The following is a 16,968-nucleotide window of genomic DNA, read 5'->3' on the forward strand; positions in this document are numbered from 1 at the left end:
CGCTCACGCGAGGGCCACCCTCCCCCACAGAGGGGGGAGGGAACCGCGCCGGCCGCAAGACGACGGAGAGGCCATGACCTCCGGACCGACCCTCCACGACATCACGACCAACGGCCACGCGGGCGGCGACGACGCGGTGCTGCCGTTCTCCGTCGAGGCCCTCGACGTGCGCGGGCGCGTCGTGCGCCTGGGCGCTTCGGTGGACACCATCCTGCGCCGGCACGGCTACCCGGACGCGGTGGCGCGGCTGCTCGGCGAGGCGGCGGCGCTCACGGTGCTGCTGGGCTCCTCCCTGAAGTTCGAGGGCCGGTTCCAGCTCCAGACCAAGACGGACGGGCCGGTGGGCATGCTGGTGGTGGATTTCGAGGCGCCCGACCGCCTGCGCGCCACCGCGCGCTTCGAGGCGGAGCGGGTCTCCGCCCTCGGCACCGGCCCCCTGAAGGCGAGCGACCTGATCGGCGCCGGGCACTTGGCCATGACCATCGACCAGGGCTCGGCGGCCAGCCGCTACCAGGGCGTCGTGGCGCTGGAAGGCCAGAGCCTGGAGGCGGCGGCCCACCAGTATTTCCGCCAGTCCGAGCAGATCCCCACCGAGGTGCGCCTCGCCGTGGCCGAGCAGTTCGAGGACGGGCGCAGCCGCTGGCGGGCGGGGGGCCTGCTGGTGCAGTTCCTGCCGCAATCGATCGACCGGGCGCGGCTCGCCGACCTGCCGCCGGGCGACATCCCGGAGGGGCACGCCCACTTTGACGCCGCGGGCGCCCCCGAGGACGATGCCTGGGTCGAGGCGCGCTCGCTGGTCAACACGGTCGAGGACCACGAACTCGTCGACCCCGAGGTGTCGAGCGAGCGCCTGCTCTACCGCCTGTTCCACGAGCGCGGGGTGCGGGTGTTCGACGGCCAGCCCGTGCACGAGCGCTGCCGCTGCTCGCCCGAGCGGGTGATGGGCATGATCCGCTCGTTCTCCCCCCAGGAGCGGCGGGAGATGGTGGCCGAGGACGGGCGCATCGCCATCACCTGCGAGTTCTGCTCGCGCCGCTACGACCTCGATCCCGCCGAGGTCGAGTCCGAGATCGAGGCGGGCCCGCAGCAATAGCCAGGCTTACCGACGCGCGCAAAACGTCGGAACACAGGTTTCGGTTGCGAAAATATCCGCGACATCAGTCATGAACCGTTTCCGGGCTTGCGACGTTTCGGTGCGTCTCAAGATCCTGGAGGAAACGCCATGAGGACATACGCGATCGGCCTGGCCGCCCTGCTGTTCACCACGTCGGCCTACGCACAGGGTGCGGCCAACGCCCCGGCAGGCGGTGCGACGGGCGGGGCCCGCGGGGGTGCCGAATCATCCGGCATGAAGGCGGGCGGCGGCGCGCGCGAGAGCGGCGCCGAGGCGCGGGGCGGCCGGCGCGAGGGCGCCGTGCAGGGCAAGGATACCATGCAGGGCAAGGATTCCCGGAGCGCCGGGACGAGCGCGGACAGGGGCTCGGACGGGGCGGCCGAGCGGGGCCCGAAAAACCGCGAGAGCGCCGGGCGCGACGACCGTAGGGACGGCGCACGGGCCGAGGGAAGCGGAGGCCGCGACGGCGACCGCTCGGCGCGCAGCGCGCGCGAGGGCGACCGCGAGCGCCGGACGGAGCGGACCGAGACCCGCAGCCGTACCGACGTGCGCTCGGAGCGCGTGGAGGGCGGATTCCGCCGCGAGGGCCGCTTCGTGCTGATCGGCGGCCGCCGCGTCGTCTACGGTTCGCCCGAGTACCGCCGCCTGATCGTCACCGAGCGCCGCAGCGGCCCGCGCGAACGCTTCGTGGTCGTGCGCGGCCAGCGCGTGGTCTACGGCTCGCCGGAATACCGGCGCCTCGTCACCGTGCGGGAGAGCACGCCCGGCGAGCGCTACGTCGTGATCCGCGGCCGGCGCGTCGTCTACGGCTCGCCCGAGTATCGCCGCCTGAGCGTGGCGACGACCGAGCGCCGCGGCGGCACCGTCGACGTCGGCTTCCGCGGGGGCGAGCGCGGCGAGAGCCGCACCACGCGCACGCAGACCCGCTCCACCGAGCGCAGCACGGGCGGCTTCCGCAACGCGGGCGGACGCGAGGAGCGCGGCGCCGACCGCACCCGGACCGGGGGCATGGAGCAGACGGGCTCCGGGCGGGACGCCGTGCGCAACGGCGACCTGCGCGGCGGCCCGGACAAGGGCGGCATCCGCAACGCCTCCGACAAGGGCGGCGCGGAGCGTGGCGGAACGGAGCGCGGCGGCATGCAGGGCGACCGCGGCGGCAACGGGTCCCGCGAGGGTGCCGGCGGCACGCGCAACTGAGCGAGCCGCGAAGTAAGGGGAGGGGCCATACGGTCCCTCTCCTTCGGACTGACAGTGACACAGGCGGCCGAACCGCGGGCCTCTCCTCCCCCTTGCGGGGAGGAGCCGGAGGTGGGGGTGGTGCAGACGGCACCGCACCGCTCGATCCTGGGCCACCCCCACCCCTGACCCCTCCCCGCAAGGGGGAGGGGACGCCGTGGATCAGCTCTTCAGCACGGGCTCGGCGATGTCGCCGCTGCCGCGGGCGGCGAGGTAGTCCGGCTGGAACAGGCACATGCGCACGGCGTCGCGGTAGCGCCCGTTCATGAAGAACTCGTCGCGCAGGATGCCCTCGGGGCGGAAGCCGCAGCTCTCGTAGATGCGCACGGCGCGCGCGTTGTCCTTGTCCACGTGCAGGTAGAGCTTGTGGATGTTGAGCACGCTGAAGGCGTAGTCCATCGCCACCCGCGTCGCCTGGCGCGCGTAGCCCCGGCCCTGGAAGCCGGGATGGATCGCGATCTGGAACTCGCAGCGCCGGTGCAGGTGGTTGATCTCCACCAGCTCCACCAGCCCCGCCGGCTCGTTGCCCGCGGTGGCGACGATGAAGCGCCGCTCGGTCTGGTTGTGGATGTTGCGCTCGTAGAGCTGCGACAGTTCGGCGAAGGACTCGTAGGCCTCCTCGAACCAGTAGCGCATGATGCTGTCGTTGTTGTTGAGCTGGTGCACGAAGAGCAGGTCCTCCCGCTCCAGGGGGCGCAGCTTCACCCGCTCGCGCAGGGCCTTCTCGTGAGGGGCCTGTGCGTTCACCGGGCGCACTCCGCCATCAGCCGGCGCAGGAAGGCCTCCCCGTCGGCCAGCGCCTTGAGGGTGATGAACTCGTCGGGCTGGTGGGCCTGGTCGATCGAGCCCGGCCCGCAGACGATGGTGGGGATGCCGGCGGCCTGGAAGCGCCCGGCCTCCGTGGCGTAGGGCACCGAGACCGTGCGGTTGCGCCCGGCCAGCCGCAGGGCGAGCCGCTCGGCCTCCGAGCCCGGCTCCGGCGCCAGGCCCGGCACCGCGACCTCCTCCACGGTCTCGATCCGCCCATAGGGCCCGTAGCGGTTCAGGCGCTCGCGGCTCACCCGCTCGACGACGTCCCCGAAGAGCGCCGGGATTTCCCCCATTTCCAGGTCGGGCAGGCCCCGGAACTCCCAGTGGAACTCGCAGAGCTTGGGCAGGATGTTGCGGGCGCTGCCACCCTGGATCGTGCCCACGTGCACCGTGCTGGCGGGCGGATCGAAGCGGCCGGAGGCATCGCCCCGGGCGATCATCGCGTCCGCGATCCCGTTCAGTCCCGCGACGAGGTCGCAGGCCGCCATCACGGCGTTGGCCCCGAGCTGGGGCTTGGCCGAATGGGCCTCGTGCCCGTGCACGGTGGTGAGGAAGGTGACGACGCTCTTGTGGGCGTCGGCGACCTCCAGGTCGGTGGGCTCGCCCACGATCACGGCGCCGGGCCGCGGCAGGTCGGCGCCCAGGCGCGCGATGGTGTCGGCGACGCCCAGGCACGTGGTCTCCTCGTCGTAGGAGAGCAGGATGTGGACCGGGCGCCTGAGGCCGGCTGCGAGGAAGTCCGGCACCAGGGCGAGCGCCAGGGCGCAGAAGCCCTTCATGTCCACCGCGCCGCGGCCGTAGGCGCGTCCCCCGTCGACCCGGAGGGTGAACGGGTCGGCGCTCCAGGCCTGGCCCGCGACGGGCACCACGTCGGTGTGACCCGAGAGCACGACGCCGCCGTCCGTCATCGGCCCCAGGGTGGCGAAGACGGCCGCCTTGTCGCCCGCGGCGTTGGGCACGCAGGTGTAGGGCACGCCCCAGCCGTCGAGATAGGCGCGGACGGCCTCGATCAGCGCGAGGTTCGAGCGGCTGCTCTCGGTGTCGAACGCGACGAGGCGCGCGAGCATGTCGAGGGGCGCGAGCCGCTCACCGGACCCTGTCATGTCGTCTCTCGGTTCGGGCCGCGAACCGATGATCGGTTCAGTGCAGGCTGCGGCGCACGTGCGGGCTGTCGAGGGAGAAGGCGGGGATCTCGGCCTCGAAGCTCTCGCCGGCCACCGTCGCCATGGTGTAGCTGCCGGCCATCAGCCCGTCCGGCGTGGTGAGCGGGCAGCCGCTCGTATAGCAGAACGATTCGCCGGGCTCCAGCACCGGCTGCTTGCCGACGACGCCCGCCCCGCGCACCTCCTGGCAGGCGCCGCGCCCGTCGATGATGCGCCAGTGGCGCGAGCGCAGCTGCACCTGCTCGTCGCCGTTGTTCACGATCTCGACGGTGTAGGCGAAGAAATAGCGGCTCTCGCCCGGCGAGGATTCCTCCTCGACGAAGCGGGGCATCACGGTCACGCTGATTCCGCGCGTCTCGGCCTTGTACATCGCCCTGAATTGCCTTCCTGGACGGCAAGCATCGGGCCGAAGCAGCGCCTTCGACCGTCGCTGACGTGGTAGGCGGCCCGGGAATCCCCGTCAATCGCGTCGGAGTACGCCACATCCGGCGCGCAGGCCCGGCGGCGGCCCCCTTTTAAGGCGGCATTAGGCGCGATGCCGGAGAAGGATCGATGGTGCGGGGGCGGAAGCGCGCGATGGACGGTACGATGCAGGACGGCATCCTGTCGGCGCAGGGCATCGCCGCGCTGACGCGGGCCGGGGCGATCCGGCCCATGACCCCCTACGCCCCCGACCAGATCCAGCCGGCGAGCCTCGACCTGCGGCTGGGTGCCCGCGCCTTCCGGGTGCGCACCAGCTTCCTGCCGGGCGCGAGCCGCACGGTGGAGGCCTGCGTCGCCCGGTTGTCGCTCCACGCCATCGACCTGGGGCCGGGGGCGGTGCTGGAGACGGGCTGCGTCTACATCGCCGAACTGCAGGAATCCCTGGCGCTGCCCGGCGACCTCGCGGCGGGCGCCAACCCCAAAAGCTCGACCGGGCGCATCGACGTGTTCACCCGCGTGATCGCCGACCGGGCGGAGGCCTTCGACCAGGTCGAGGCCGGCTATCACGGGCCCCTCTACGCCGAGATCTCGCCGCGCACCTTCCCCGTCCTGGTGCGGACGGGCTCGCGCCTGTCGCAGATCCGCTTCCGCCGCGGCGAGGTGCGCCTGCGCGAGGCGGAACTCGCGGCCCTGCATGCCCGCACGCCCCTGGTGAGCGCGGCCCAGCCCTCGTTCCAGGGGGGGGTGGCCGTCTCGGTGGACCTGTCCGGCTTCGACGGGCTGATCGGCTACCGGGCCAAGCGCCACACCGGCCTCGTGGACGTGGACGCGCCGGGCGCCCACCGCGCCGCGGATTTCTGGGAGCCGCTGCCGGCCGACGGTTCGGGGGCGCTGATCCTCGATCCCGGCCAGTTCTACATCCTGGCCTCGAAGGAATCGGTGCAGGTCCCCCCCGACCACGCCGCCGAGATGGTGCCCTTCGATCCCCTGGTGGGGGAGTTCCGGGTGCACTACGCCGGCTTCTTCGATCCCGGCTTCGGCTATGCGGGGGCGGGGGGCTCCGGCGCGCGGGCGGTGCTGGAGGTGCGCTCCCGCGACGTGCCGTTCCTGCTGGAGGACGGCCAGATCGTCGGCCGCCTCGTCTACGAGCGCATGGCCGAGGTGCCGGCCACCCTCTACGGGGCGGGCTCCGGATCGAACTACCAGGCCCAGGGCCTGAAGCTCTCCAAGCACTTTTTTTGATTTTTTTGGGATGCGGGTGGAGAGCCGCCCGCTCCGTCAGGAGCCCGACACGGTGCGCGCGAAGGCGTGGACCAGGGCCATGTCGAGCTTGCCCGTCATCCCCTTGAGGACGCCGATCGCCTCCGCGCTCGGCATCGGTGCGCGATAGGGGCGGCGCTCCACCAGGGCCGCGTAGATGTCGCAGATCGTGGTCAGCCGCACGGGGTCGGGGATCGCCCCGCCCGAGAGGCCGTCCGGATAGCCGGACCCGTCGAGCAGTTCGTGGTGGTGGCGCACCACCGCGAGCACGGTCGGATCGAAGCCGCCGGCCGCGACCAGGATCTCGTGCCCGAAGGCGGCGTGGTCGCGCATCACCGTCCGCTCCGCCGGATCGAGGGGGCCGGGCTTGTTGAGGATGGCGAGCGGTATCCGGGCCTTGCCCACGTCGTGGACCAGGGCGGCGCGCACGAGCTGGTGGCGGTCGCGCTCCGAGAAGCCGAGGTCGATGGCGAAGGTGGCGGCCAGCCCCGCCACCAGCAGGCAGTGCTGGTAGGTGGCGTCGTCGTAGCTGCGCACGGTCGCGAGCCAGTTGGTGAGGCCGCCCGCGCCCACCGCGGTCAGGATCGGATCGAGCCCCCCCTCGATCGCCGCGGCGTCGACGGTGCCCGTGGAGCGGGCGGCGTCGAGGAGCCCGGTGATGACGGCGCCCGCCCGGTAGGCGCCGCGCGCCACCACGGCCTCGGCCAGCGAGCGGCCGGGCTGGACGTGGGCCAGCATCGCCTCCGTCACGACGTGCGGGGCCGTGTCGACGGGCAGGCACAGGCTCGCGCCCAGCGCCCGCGCCGCGGCGGTGCTGCGGGCGCCCATGCCGTGCATCAGGCAGATCAGCGGCGTTCCGGGTCCGGCCGACGCCACCAGCCCGCGCAGGGCCTGGACGGCTGCGGGCCGCAGCAGGTCGACGTCGGCCACGAGGCCGGCGCACCCGGCCGCATCGCCGCCGGCCCGGTCGTGGATCGTCAGGACACGGCAGGGCGCGATCCGGTCCAGGGCCCCGCGCAGGCGCACGCCATGGTCCGGGCGGTCGGTGTAGAGGATGAGGGTGCCCGGCTCCATCTCTGCGCGTGCATCTCTCGAGTCGGCCTCGCGGAAGCGCGGCGCCTTGGGAAGGTTGCAGTCGAACCGGTGCGGTTTTAGCGGGTTCGATTACGGATCGCGCAGCCGGTCTGTGTGAAAGCTGTAGAGCGATCCCGTTTCCAAAGGGTGTGCGTGAGGTGGCATCTCCGCCGTCGCGGGCAGGCGCCGGCGAGCGTCCTACGGCCGGGCGGCCGAGGCGGCGGTGCGGGCCGGGCAGGGGGCACCGGACCCGTCCTTGCAGCGGGCGGACGGGCGTTCGGCCCGGTGCGGCGGCGTCGCGCGGGCCGGCGGCCTGGGCGCGGGGGCGGCCTCCATGTCGAGGTCGGGCATCGCCTCCTCCAGCACCGGAAGCTGGTCGAGGCTCAGGACGGCCTGGGCGGCGGGCGATGCCGGCCGGGCCGCGGCCGCGGGCTCCGCCGCGCGGTCGACGGGAGCCCTGTCCACCGGAGCCCTGTCGACGGCCGGCCGTGCGACGGCGGCGGTCGTCTCCACGACGGCCGTGGGATGCACGACCACCACGCCGGCGGCCTCGGGCGCGGCGCCGCTGCGCATGAAGGGCAGGGTGAAGGCGGCGATCACCGCCAGCCCCGCGAGGCCGCCGGTCAGGATGCCGGCCCCGATTCCGGTGGCGCGCGGCAGGCGGGCCGGGTGCAGCGGCCCGACCGCGATCCGGCTGCGGCGGGAAAACCGGCCCCGGCGCGCGGTGATCCGGTCGGATCGTGGAAGCTCAGCCACCGTCATGACGTTCCGGGCCATCGAAGCACGATTCGCACCGAAAGCCGCGGCGGCGGCGGAATCAAGGCCGTACACGGCCGGCGGCGCGTCAGATCCCGGCGGCGGCCCTGTCGAGCAGCCACCTCACCGGCCCGAGGCTGGAGACGCGGCGGGGGGGCAGGTCCTCGCCGGCCGCGAGCCGGGCCAGGGGCTCCCGCTTGCCGGCCCCCGTCACCAGGAACAGCACCTCGGCCGAGGAGGCCAGCGCCGGAAAGGTCAGGGTGACGCGCGGGAGGAAGGGTTCGAGGCCGGCCTCCGGGACGGGGGCGGCGAGCCGCACGCCCTCGGCCAGCGCCGGCTTGCCCGGAAACAGGGAGGCGGTGTGGCCGTCCTCGCCGAGCCCGAGCAGGACGAGGTCGAAGAGCGGCCGGGCCGGGTCGAGGTGCTCCGCGCCGTAGAAGGCCAGCAGCGTGCGGTCGTAGGCGGCCGCCCCCGCCTCCGCGCCCTCGTCGGTGGGGATGAAGTGCAGGTGGGTGGCCGGGATCGGCGCCCCGTGGCCGAAGGCCTCGCGGACCATGCGCACGTTGCTGCGCGCGTCGTCCCAGGGCACCGCCCGGTCGTCGCCGAAGAACCAATGGATCTTGGACCAGGGCAGGCGCTCGACGTAGCCGGGGCCGGCCAGGAGCGCATAGAGGCGCTTCGGGGTCGAGCCGCCGGACAGGCAGATCGCGACGCGCTCGGAGTCCGAGCCGGCGCAGACCGCCACCAGCCGGTCGGCCGCCGCGCGTGCCACCGCGTCGGCATCGGCCAGCACCTGCGCGCCCTCAGGCAATGGCACGCTCACGCCTTCGGCTCCTGGTGGCCGCCGAAGCCCTTGCGCATCGCCGAGAGCAGCTTGTCCGAGTAGGAGGCGTGCTCGCGGGAACGGAAGCGGCGGTAGAGGGCGCTGGAGAGCACGGTGGCCGGCACCGCCTCCTCGATGGCGGCGTTGATGGTCCAGCGTCCCTCGCCCGAATCCTCGACGTAGCCGGAGAAGCCGTCGAGCTCTTCGTTGCCGGCCAGCGCGCTCGCGGTGAGGTCGAGGAGCCAGGAGGAGACCACGCTGCCCCGCCGCCAGACCTCGGCGACGTCGCCGAGGTCGAGGTCGAAGCGGCGCTCGGGGGGCAGGTTCTCGGAATCGGCGTGCTTGAGGATGTCGAAGCCCTCGGCATAGGCCTGCATCAGGCCGTACTCGATGCCGTTGTGGATCATCTTGACGAAGTGGCCCGCCCCGCTCGGCCCCGCGTGGATGTAGCCCTGCTCGGCCCGCGGGTCGCGGCCCTCGCGGCCCGGCGTGCGCGGGATGTCGCCGATGCCCGGCGCCAGGGTCGCGAAGACCGGGTCGAGCCGGTCGACGGCGGCCTTGTCGCCGCCGATCATCATGCAGTAGCCGCGCTCCAGCCCCCAGACGCCGCCCGAGGTGCCCACGTCCACGTAGTGGATGCCCTGGCCCTTGAGTTCGCCCGCGCGGCGCACGTCGTCGCCGTAGAAGGAGTTGCCGCCGTCGATGATGGTGTCGTCGGCCTGCATCAGGCCCGACAGCGCCTTGACCGTCGATTCCGTGACGGGGCCGGCCGGCAGCATCACCCAGGCGGCCCGCGGCAGGGCGAGTTTCTGGACGAAGTCCTCCAGGCTGTCGGCGCCGAGGGCGCCCGCCTCGACCAGCGCCGCGACCGCCTCCGGGTTCTGGTCGAACACCACCGCCGTGTGCCCGTCGCGCAGCAGGCGCCGGACGATGTTGCCGCCCATCCGGCCGAGCCCGATCATGCCGAGTTGCATTGGTTGGTCTCCTTCAGAGCCGGGCACCTCTCCCTCGTGGGAAGGGCTACGGCCTACAATGGGGCGCGTCCCTCTCCCACCTGCGGGAGAGGGTGGCCCGCGAGCTAAGTCGGGAGAGGGGAGCGACGATGCCGGATGCGGCGCTCCCCTCACCCGACCCTCGCTGACGCGAGGGCCACCCTCCCCCGCAGAGGGGGAGGGAGACGCCGGCTATCCCACGGCCGCCGTGAGCGCGGCGGCGATGCGCTTCAAGCCCGCCGTCACGTCGCCGCCCTTGAGGTGGACCCGCAGCGCCCGGCGCCCGCGCTCGGCCAGCACCGAAAAGTCGCCCCGCGCCTGCGCGGCGACCACCGTGGCGAAGCCGAGCTTGCGCCCGGGGATGGGCAGGTCGGCGCTCGCGTCGGCGGTGATCTGGAGGAAGACGCCGGTGTCCGGCCCGCCCTTGTAGGCCTGGCCCGTCGAGTGGAGGAAGCGCGGCCCGAATTCCAGGCAGGTCGCCACCCGGCGCGCGTCGCGGACAGACAGGCGCCCCTGCTGCAGGATGGCGTGGTGGGCTTTGTCGCGGGGCACGTAGGCCAGCAGCGCCAGGTAGTCGCCCGGCTTGAGCCGGCCGACCTGGGCGGCGAGCGCCGCCTCCAGCCCCTCGGCCGCCTGGGGCAGGGCGCCGGCGTTCTTCGGGTCGGCGTAGAGGGCGAGCGCGTCGTCCTCGTAGAGGGGCGTCTCGGAGGGCAGCGCGCCGCTCGCCTCGGCCGCCTCGAACAGCGTCTTCGTGGCGATCTTGCTCGCCTCGACGTCGGGCTGGTCGAAGGGGTTGATGCCGAGTAGCGCGCCCGCCACCGCGGTGGCCATCTCGAAGCGGAAGAATTCCTGCGGAAGCTGCTCCGCCTTGTCCAGGGTGATGCGCACCACCGGATGGCCCTCGCGCTCCAGGGCGCGCAGGGCCTCGTCCTGGCGCTCCTCGGCCTGGCCGTCGAGGCGCAGGTACACGAAGATGCGGTCGTTGCCGTAGACGGCGGGCACGTCCACCGGCTCGTCCGCGATCGGGACGATGCCCTTGCCCTGCTTGCCGGTGGATTCGGCCACCAGCTGCTCGACCCAGCCGCCGAAGCTGTCGAGGCCGGGGGAGGCCACCAGCGTCAGCTTGTCCCGGCCGGCCAGCGCCGCGGTGCCGAGCGCCGCGCCCAGCACCACGCCGGGGTTCTCGGAGGGCGGCACGGCCGGGCCGCAGGAGCGGACCATGATCCGGGCCGTCGTCAGGAAGTCCCCCACGTCGATGCCGATGGCGGCCGCCGGCACGAGGCCGAAGGCCGAGAGCACGGAGTAGCGCCCGCCGATCTGCGGCACCCCGTAGAAGATTTTTTTGAAACCATCTGCCTTGGCCGCCTGCTCCATCGCCGAGCCGGGGTCGGTGACGGCCACGAAGTGGTCGCCGGCCTTCTCGCCGACGACCTCCTTCATCCGGCCCAAAAAGTAGTCGCGAAACACGTTGGGCTCCAGGGTCGAGCCGGACTTGGAGGCGACGATGAACAGGGTGCGCGGCAGGTCCAGGGCCGCCTCGACGGCGCGGACCTCGTCGGGATTGGTGGAATCGAGGATGCGCAGGTTCGGGAAGCCCTCGCGCGCGCCGTAGGTCAGGGCCAGCACCTCGGGGCCGAGGCTGGAGCCGCCCATGCCGAGCACCACCGCATCGGTGAACCCCTGCGCCTTCACCCACTCCGCGAAGGCGGCGTAGTCGGCGGCCTTCTCCAGCTCGTCCTCGACGATGCGCAGCCAGCCGAGCCAGCGATCCTCGTCCGTCCCCGACCAGACGGTGTTGTCGTGGGCCCAGAGCCGGCGGATCGCGCCGGAGGCGCGCCAGGCTTCCACGGCCTTGCCGGTCTCGGAGGCGAGGGCGTCGCCAAGCGCCAGCTTCTGCCCGTCGAGGCGGTGCCCGAGGATCGCGACGCGCTTGCCCGCGACCGCGCCCAGAAGCTTGTCGGCGGCGTCGATGAAGAGCTGCACGCCCTCCTCGACCAGTTGGCGGGCCACGGCCTCGATGTCGATGCCGGCCTCGGCCAGCCGCGCCATCACGGCCTCGGCGCCGGGCAGGTCCGCCTCGATGGTCGCGCGCACCACGCCGTGGTCGCGGAACGCGTCCATGGTGGCCGGCGGCATGGTGTTGACGGTGTTGGGGCCGATCAGCTCCTCGACGTAGAGCACGTCGCGATACGCCTTGTTCTTGGTGCCGGTGGAGGCCCAGAGCAGGCGCTGCGCCTTGGCGCCCCTGGCCGCCAGCCCGTCCCAGGTCGGGCCGGAGAAGATGCGCTTGTAGCGCTGGTAGGCGAGCTTGGCGTTCGCGATCGCGACCTTGCCCTTGAGCCCCTCCAGGGCCGCCTTCGCGTCCGGATCGTCGGCCTGCGCGATCCTGTCGTCCAGGAGCTTGTCGGCCAGCACGTCGATGCGGCTGATGAAGAAGCTCGCCACGCTGGCGATGCGCGAAACGTCCCCGCCGGCCTTGGCGCGATCGTCGAGCCCCGCGATGAAGGCGCGGGCGACGGCCTCGTAGGCATCTTGCGAGAACAGCAGCGTCACGTTGATCGAGATGCCCTCGGAGATGAGCTGCCGGATCGCCGGGATGCCCTCCGGGGTGGCCGGCACCTTCACCATCAGGTTTTCGCGACCGACGGCCTGGTGCAGGCGCCTCGCTTCGGCGAGCGTCGCCTCGGTGTCCAGCGCCAGGTAGGGGGAGACTTCGAGGCTGACGTAGCCGTCGGCCCCGTCGCTGGCCTCGTAGACGGGCCTGAGCACGTCGGCCGCCGCCTGGATGTCGGCGATGGCCAGCCCCTCGTAGAGGTCGATGACCCGGCTGTCGCCCGCCTCCTGCACGGCCCTGAGGCTGTCGTCGTACTCGTCCGAGTGGCCGATCGCCTTCTCGAAGATCGACGGGTTGGAGGTGACGCCGCGCAGGCCGTCGTTCTCGACGAGCGCCTTCAGCTCGCCCTTGGCGACAAAGCCGCGGGCCACGAAATCGAGCCAGACCGCCTGATCCTGTTCCGTATGCAGGGCCTTGAGCGCGTTCATGTCGATGTCCTCAAAAAATCTTCGATTCAGCACCCCTGCCGGGACGCCCACTCCCACCCGAACCCCTCATCCTGAGGTGCTGCGAAGCAGCCTCGAAGGAGGGCTCCAGATCCCGCCGCGATCCCTGGAGGGCTCCTTCGAGGCCTCCGCTTCGCGCCGGCACCTCAGGATGAGGGACCGGGTGGGAGACGTGTCCATCCACGCGGCGTGCCGGGAGGGCACGCCGCGCGCTGCCAGAGCTAGGTCTTATGCTTGGCGATCTGGTCGCGGGCGGCGAGCAGCACCTTCTCAGGCGTGAAGCCGAACTTCGTCTGCAGGTCCTTGATCGGGGCGGACGAGCCGAAGGTCGACATGCCGATGATCGTGCCGGCCGAGCCCGCGTAGCGGTCCCAGCCGATCGTGCTGCCCTGCTCCACGGCCACCCGCGCCAGCACCGCGGGCGGCAGGACGCCGTTCCGATAAGCCTCGTCCTGGCGCTCGAACAGGTCCCAGGAGGGCATCGAGACGACGCGCGCCTTCACGCCCTCGGAGACCAGCGTCTCGTAGGTCTCGACGCAGAGCTGCACCTCGGAGCCCGAGGCGATCAGGATCACGTCGGGCGTCTCCTCGCCCCCGGCCAGCACGTAGCCGCCCTTGGCGACGCCCGCGGCGGACGCGAACTTCGTGCGGTCCATCGTGGGCAGCGGCTGGCGCGAGAGGGCCAGCACCGCCGGCTGATTCTTCAGCGTAAAGATCACCTTATAGGCCTCGGCCACCTCGTTGGCGTCGGCGGGGCGGAGCGTCACGAGGCCGGGGATGCAGCGCAGCGACAGGATCTGCTCCACCGGCTGGTGGGTCGGCCCGTCCTCGCCCACGCCGATCGAGTCGTGGGTGAAGATGTGGAAGATCGGCAGCTCCATCAGCGAGGCGAGGCGGATCGGCGGACGCATGTAGTCGGCGAAGACCAGGAAGGTCGCGCCGTAGGCCCGCAGGCCCGAGAGGCCCAGCCCGTTCACGATCGAGCCCATGGCGTGCTCGCGCACGCCGAAATGGATGTTGCGCCCGCCCGGCTCGAAGGGGGTGAGCGTGCCCGCCCCCTCGAAGGTCAGGTTGCTCTTGTTGGAGGGCGCCAGATCGGCCGAGCCGCCGAGCATGAACGGCACGTGCCGGGCGATGGCGTTGAGCACCTTGCCGGAGGATTCGCGGGTGGCGATCCCCTTGGCGTCGGGCTCGAACACCGGGATGTCCTTGTCCCACCCCTCGGGGAGGCGCCCCTCCAGGAAGGCGTGCAGGTCCTCGGCGTGGGCGGCATCCGCCTCTTCCGCGGCCTTCAGGAACCCCTGCCACTGGTCGTGGAGGGCCGCGCCGCGCTTGCCGATGCCATTGCGAAAGGTGTCGTGCACCCCGTCCGGCACCAGGAACTGCGCGTCCTCGGGCCAGCCGTAGGCGCGCTTGGCGCCCTTGACCTCGTCCTCGCCGAGCGCGTCCGAATGGGCCTTGGAGGTGTTCTGCTTGTTCGGGGCGCCGTAGCCGATGATCGAGTTGACGATGACCAGCGTCGGCCGGTCGCCCGATTGCAGGAAGGTCTCGAGGGCGTGGGAGATCGCGTGCACGTCGTTGGCGTCGGCGACCCGCAGCACCTGCCAGCCATAGGCGAGGAAGCGGGCGGCCACCTCCTCGGAGAAGGCGAGTTCGGTGTGGCCCTCGATGGTGATGGTGTTGTTGTCGTAGATCCAGCACAGGTTCGACAGGCGCAGGTGCCCGGCCAGCGAGGCCGCCTCCGAGGCCACGCCCTCCATCAGGTCGCCGTCCGAGCAGATCGCGTAGACGTTGTAGTCGAACAGCGGCAGGTCCGGCCGGTTCAGGCGCTCGCCGAGGAAGCGGCCGCCCATCGCCATGCCGACCGAGTTGGCCACCCCCTGGCCGAGGGGCCCGGTGGTGGTCTCGACGCCGGTGGTGAAGTGGTATTCCGGGTGGCCCGGCGTGCGGCTGTCGAGCTGCCGGAACTTCTTGATGTCCTCCAGCGCCACGGCGGGCGCGTTGCCGCCGTCCGCCTCCGCGACCTCGGCGAGGTGCAGGAGGGCGTAGAGCAGCATTGAGGCGTGGCCGGCCGAGAGCACGAAGCGGTCGCGGTTGGGCCAGTGGGGATGGGCCGGATCGTAGCGGAGATACCGGTTCCACAGGGTGTAGGCCACGGGTGCCAGCGCCATCGGCGCGCCGGCATGGCCGGAATTGGCCTTCTGGACCGCGTCGATCGCCAGCGTCCGGATGGTGTCGATGGCGCGCTTGTCGCCCTCGCTCAGGCCCGCCTTCGCGACGGTGTCTGCTCCGCTCATGTGTCCGTCTTTCCGATTCGTCTCGTCAATGCGCTGCGGCCGTGCGGCCCGAATCCCGAGACTCCTCGGACTCGGAAGCGTCCGCAGCGCCGCTGCGTTCCTTACCGCCGCTGCGTTCCTTGGCAGGGCCGTCCGCACGGCTGTAATTGAGGATGGTGTTGACGAGCGCAACGTGGGTGAACGCCTGCGGGAAGTTGCCGACCAGGCGTCCGACGCGGGGGTCGTATTCCTCGGACACGAGGCCGAGGTCGGTGCAGATGCCGATCAGGCGCTCGATCAGGGCGCGGGCCTCTTCGCGCCGGCCGAGCCCGATCAGGTTGTCGGCGTACCAGAAGGTGCAGGGCAGGAACGCCCCCTCGCCGCCGGGCAGGCCGTCGCTCCGGCCGTCGGTGTCGTAGCGCAGGATGAAGCCGTCGCGGGAGAGGTGCTTGCCGATCGCCTCGACGGTGCCGACCACGCGCGGGTCGTCCTGGGGCAGGAAACCCATATGGGCGATGAGCAGCAGGCTCGCGTCGAGCGCCTTCGCGCCGTAGGATTGCACGAAGCTGTTGAGCTCCGGGTCGAAGCCCCTGGCGCAGACCTCGGCGTGGATCTCGTCGCGGATCGCCCGCCAATGGCCGATGGGCGGCTCGGGGGGCGCCTCCTCGGCGTCGCGCAGGATGTCCCAGCTGCGGATGGCGCGGTCGTAGGCGACCCAGGCCATGACCTTGGAGTGCACGAAGTGCCGGCGCCCGCCGCGCACCTCCCAGATGCCCTCGTCGGGCTGGCGCCAGGCGGTCTCCAGGTGCTTCATCAGGGCCTGGCCGACGCGCCAGCCCTCCTTGTCCTCGGGCATGCCGCGCAGGCGGGCCTGATAGAGGGCGTCGAACAGCTCGCCGAAGACGTCGAGCTGGAACTGCGAGACCGCCGCGTTGCCGACGCGCACCGGCCGCGAGCCCTCGTAGCCGGGGAGCCAGTCCAGCTCGATCTCGGGCAGCAGGCGCTCGCCGGCGATGCCGTAGAGGATGTGGGCCTGCTCCGGGTTGCCGGCCACCGCCCGCTGCAGCCAGTCGCGCCAGGCGCGGGCCTCCTCGACGTAGCCCCCGTCCATCAGGGCGAGCAGGGTGAAGGTGGAATCGCGCAGCCAGCAGAAGCGGTAGTCCCAGTTGCGCACGCCGCCCAGATCCTCGGGCAGCGAGGTGGTGGGCGCGGCCACGATCCCGCCGGTGGGCTGGTAGATCAAGGCCTTCAGGGTCAGCAGGGAGCGCTTGAGCATCGCGTCCCAGGGGGTGCCGCGGGCGCACGCGTCCGACCAGGTCCGCCACACATGGTCGGTCTCGGCCAGGACCTTGCGCGGCTCGACCGGGGGCGGGTCCCCCTCGTGCGAGACGCCGTAGCTGAGGACGAAGCGCACGGTCTCGCCCGCATGCACCGTGAACTCGGAGAGCGTGGTCTGGTGGTCGGAGCCCCGCAGGGGGGCGTTGGTGCGCAGCACCACCTTGTGGGGGCCCGAGATCGCCCGCAGGTCGCCGAGTTCGCTGCGCGAGACCCAGGGGACGGCCGAGCCGTAATCGAAGCGCACGGCCAGCTCCATGCGCATCGCCACCCGCCCGCTCAGGCCCTCGACGAGGCGGATCAGGTGGGAGCCGTCGCCCACGGGCATGTAGTCCGTGACCCGGACCGCGCCCTCGCGGGTGGTGTGCACGGTCTCCAGGATCAGCGTGCCCTCGCGGTAGGCCCAGGCGTGCCGGGCCCCCTCGGCCGCGGGCGCGAGCTTCCAGAAGCCGTGCGCTTCCGTGCCCAGCAGCGCCGCGAACAGGGCGGAGGCGTCGAAGCGCGGCCAGCACAGCCAGTCGACGCTGCCGTCGCGCCCGACCAGGGCCGCGGTGCGGCCGTCGCCGATCAGCGCGTAATCCTCGATGCGTGAGGCCATTCAGAGGGAATCCGCCGCGAAGGGCGCCGGGCGCCCTTCGCGGCGGAT

13 protein-coding genes are annotated in these 16,968 nt (G+C 72.2%); 3 read left to right on the forward strand and 10 right to left on the reverse strand.

All coding sequences use genetic code 11. The features are described from left to right. The first annotated feature begins 73 nt into the window (after positions 1–73). Both COGEMETH_RS22775 and COGEMETH_RS22780 read left to right on the forward strand, forming a co-directional pair. Complete coding sequence (locus COGEMETH_RS22775; RefSeq protein ID WP_238184963.1) at positions 74–1,093, forward strand: Hsp33 family molecular chaperone; 1,020 nt, start codon at positions 74–76, stop codon at positions 1,091–1,093. 129 nt (positions 1,094–1,222) lie between these two features. Then, positions 1,223–2,311, forward strand: a complete 1,089-nt coding sequence (locus tag COGEMETH_RS22780) for a hypothetical protein (protein ID WP_238184964.1) — start codon at positions 1,223–1,225, stop codon at positions 2,309–2,311. Positions 2,312–2,512: 201 nt separating this feature from the next. Here the strand turns inward: COGEMETH_RS22780 and speG are convergent, their stop codons facing one another. The 3 genes from speG to apaG are packed head-to-tail and all read right to left on the reverse strand — an operon-like array spanning position 2,513 to position 4,693. Continuing rightward, the gene (gene speG, locus COGEMETH_RS22785; RefSeq protein ID WP_238184965.1) at positions 2,513–3,097 is read right to left on the reverse strand and encodes a spermidine N1-acetyltransferase; all 585 of its coding nucleotides are present in this window, start codon (positions 3,095–3,097) and stop codon (positions 2,513–2,515) included. Beyond that, entirely contained in the window at positions 3,094–4,263 is a 1,170-nt protein-coding gene (gene argE, locus COGEMETH_RS22790) for an acetylornithine deacetylase (RefSeq protein WP_238184966.1), read from the reverse strand. Before argE ends, speG begins: the two co-directional genes overlap by 4 nt. Before the next feature lie 37 nt (positions 4,264–4,300). Continuing rightward, on the reverse strand, positions 4,301–4,693 hold the full coding sequence (apaG, locus tag COGEMETH_RS22795; RefSeq protein WP_238184967.1) for a Co2+/Mg2+ efflux facilitator ApaG/CorD: 393 nt from the start codon (positions 4,691–4,693) through the stop codon (positions 4,301–4,303). A gap of 206 nt (positions 4,694–4,899) precedes the next feature. Between apaG and COGEMETH_RS22800 the strand changes: the two genes are divergently transcribed. Then, on the forward strand, positions 4,900–5,988 hold the full coding sequence (locus tag COGEMETH_RS22800) for a 2'-deoxycytidine 5'-triphosphate deaminase (protein ID WP_238184968.1): 1,089 nt from the start codon (positions 4,900–4,902) through the stop codon (positions 5,986–5,988). Between the two features lie 36 nt (positions 5,989–6,024). On the opposite strand, the gene COGEMETH_RS22805 is transcribed toward COGEMETH_RS22800, so the two are convergent. The 7 genes from COGEMETH_RS22805 to COGEMETH_RS22835 all read right to left on the reverse strand — a co-directional run bounded on the left by COGEMETH_RS22805 (position 6,025) and on the right by COGEMETH_RS22835 (position 16,920). After that, complete coding sequence (locus tag COGEMETH_RS22805) at positions 6,025–7,080, reverse strand: HD-GYP domain-containing protein (protein WP_238184969.1); 1,056 nt, start codon at positions 7,078–7,080, stop codon at positions 6,025–6,027. A gap of 198 nt (positions 7,081–7,278) precedes the next feature. Next, on the reverse strand, positions 7,279–7,857 hold the full coding sequence (locus tag COGEMETH_RS22810) for a hypothetical protein (RefSeq protein WP_238184970.1): 579 nt from the start codon (positions 7,855–7,857) through the stop codon (positions 7,279–7,281). A 67-nt stretch (positions 7,858–7,924) separates the two neighbouring features. Continuing rightward, positions 7,925–8,653 carry a 6-phosphogluconolactonase gene (gene pgl, locus COGEMETH_RS22815; RefSeq protein ID WP_238184975.1) on the reverse strand — a complete coding sequence of 243 codons (729 nt, stop codon included), beginning with the start codon at positions 8,651–8,653 and terminating at the stop codon, positions 7,925–7,927. 2 nt (positions 8,654–8,655) lie between these two features. Next, on the reverse strand, positions 8,656–9,633 hold the full coding sequence (gene gnd / locus COGEMETH_RS22820; protein WP_238184971.1) for a phosphogluconate dehydrogenase (NAD(+)-dependent, decarboxylating): 978 nt from the start codon (positions 9,631–9,633) through the stop codon (positions 8,656–8,658). A 210-nt stretch (positions 9,634–9,843) separates the two neighbouring features. Then, the gene (locus COGEMETH_RS22825; RefSeq protein ID WP_238184972.1) at positions 9,844–12,693 is read right to left on the reverse strand and encodes a bifunctional transaldolase/phosoglucose isomerase; all 2,850 of its coding nucleotides are present in this window, start codon (positions 12,691–12,693) and stop codon (positions 9,844–9,846) included. Positions 12,694–12,932: 239 nt separating this feature from the next. Further along, a complete protein-coding gene (gene tkt / locus COGEMETH_RS22830; RefSeq protein WP_238184973.1) occupies positions 12,933–15,008 on the reverse strand; it encodes a transketolase in 2,076 nt (691 codons plus the stop codon). Positions 15,009–15,033: 25 nt separating this feature from the next. Beyond that, a complete protein-coding gene (locus tag COGEMETH_RS22835) occupies positions 15,034–16,920 on the reverse strand; it encodes a glycoside hydrolase family 15 protein (RefSeq protein WP_238184974.1) in 1,887 nt (628 codons plus the stop codon). Positions 16,921–16,968: the final 48 nt, after the last annotated feature.

This window comes from Methylobacterium trifolii, from assembly GCF_022179685.1.
Taxonomy (GTDB): Bacteria; Pseudomonadota; Alphaproteobacteria; order Rhizobiales; family Beijerinckiaceae; genus Methylobacterium; species Methylobacterium trifolii.

Coding starts and splice junctions, on each gene's coding strand:
- COGEMETH_RS22775 (WP_238184963.1), top strand. CDS start 74: ATGACCTCCGGACCGACCCTCCACGACATCACGACCAACGGCCACGCG.
- COGEMETH_RS22780 (WP_238184964.1), top strand. CDS start 1,223: ATGAGGACATACGCGATCGGCCTGGCCGCCCTGCTGTTCACCACGTCG.
- argE (WP_238184966.1), bottom strand. CDS start 4,263: ATGACAGGGTCCGGTGAGCGGCTCGCGCCCCTCGACATGCTCGCGCGC.
- apaG (WP_238184967.1), bottom strand. CDS start 4,693: ATGTACAAGGCCGAGACGCGCGGAATCAGCGTGACCGTGATGCCCCGC.
- COGEMETH_RS22800 (WP_238184968.1), top strand. CDS start 4,900: ATGGACGGTACGATGCAGGACGGCATCCTGTCGGCGCAGGGCATCGCC.
- COGEMETH_RS22805 (WP_238184969.1), bottom strand. CDS start 7,080: ATGGAGCCGGGCACCCTCATCCTCTACACCGACCGCCCGGACCATGGC.
- COGEMETH_RS22810 (WP_238184970.1), bottom strand. CDS start 7,857: ATGGCCCGGAACGTCATGACGGTGGCTGAGCTTCCACGATCCGACCGG.
- gnd (WP_238184971.1), bottom strand. CDS start 9,633: ATGCAACTCGGCATGATCGGGCTCGGCCGGATGGGCGGCAACATCGTC.
- COGEMETH_RS22825 (WP_238184972.1), bottom strand. CDS start 12,693: ATGAACGCGCTCAAGGCCCTGCATACGGAACAGGATCAGGCGGTCTGG.
- tkt (WP_238184973.1), bottom strand. CDS start 15,008: ATGAGCGGAGCAGACACCGTCGCGAAGGCGGGCCTGAGCGAGGGCGAC.
- COGEMETH_RS22835 (WP_238184974.1), bottom strand. CDS start 16,920: ATGGCCTCACGCATCGAGGATTACGCGCTGATCGGCGACGGCCGCACC.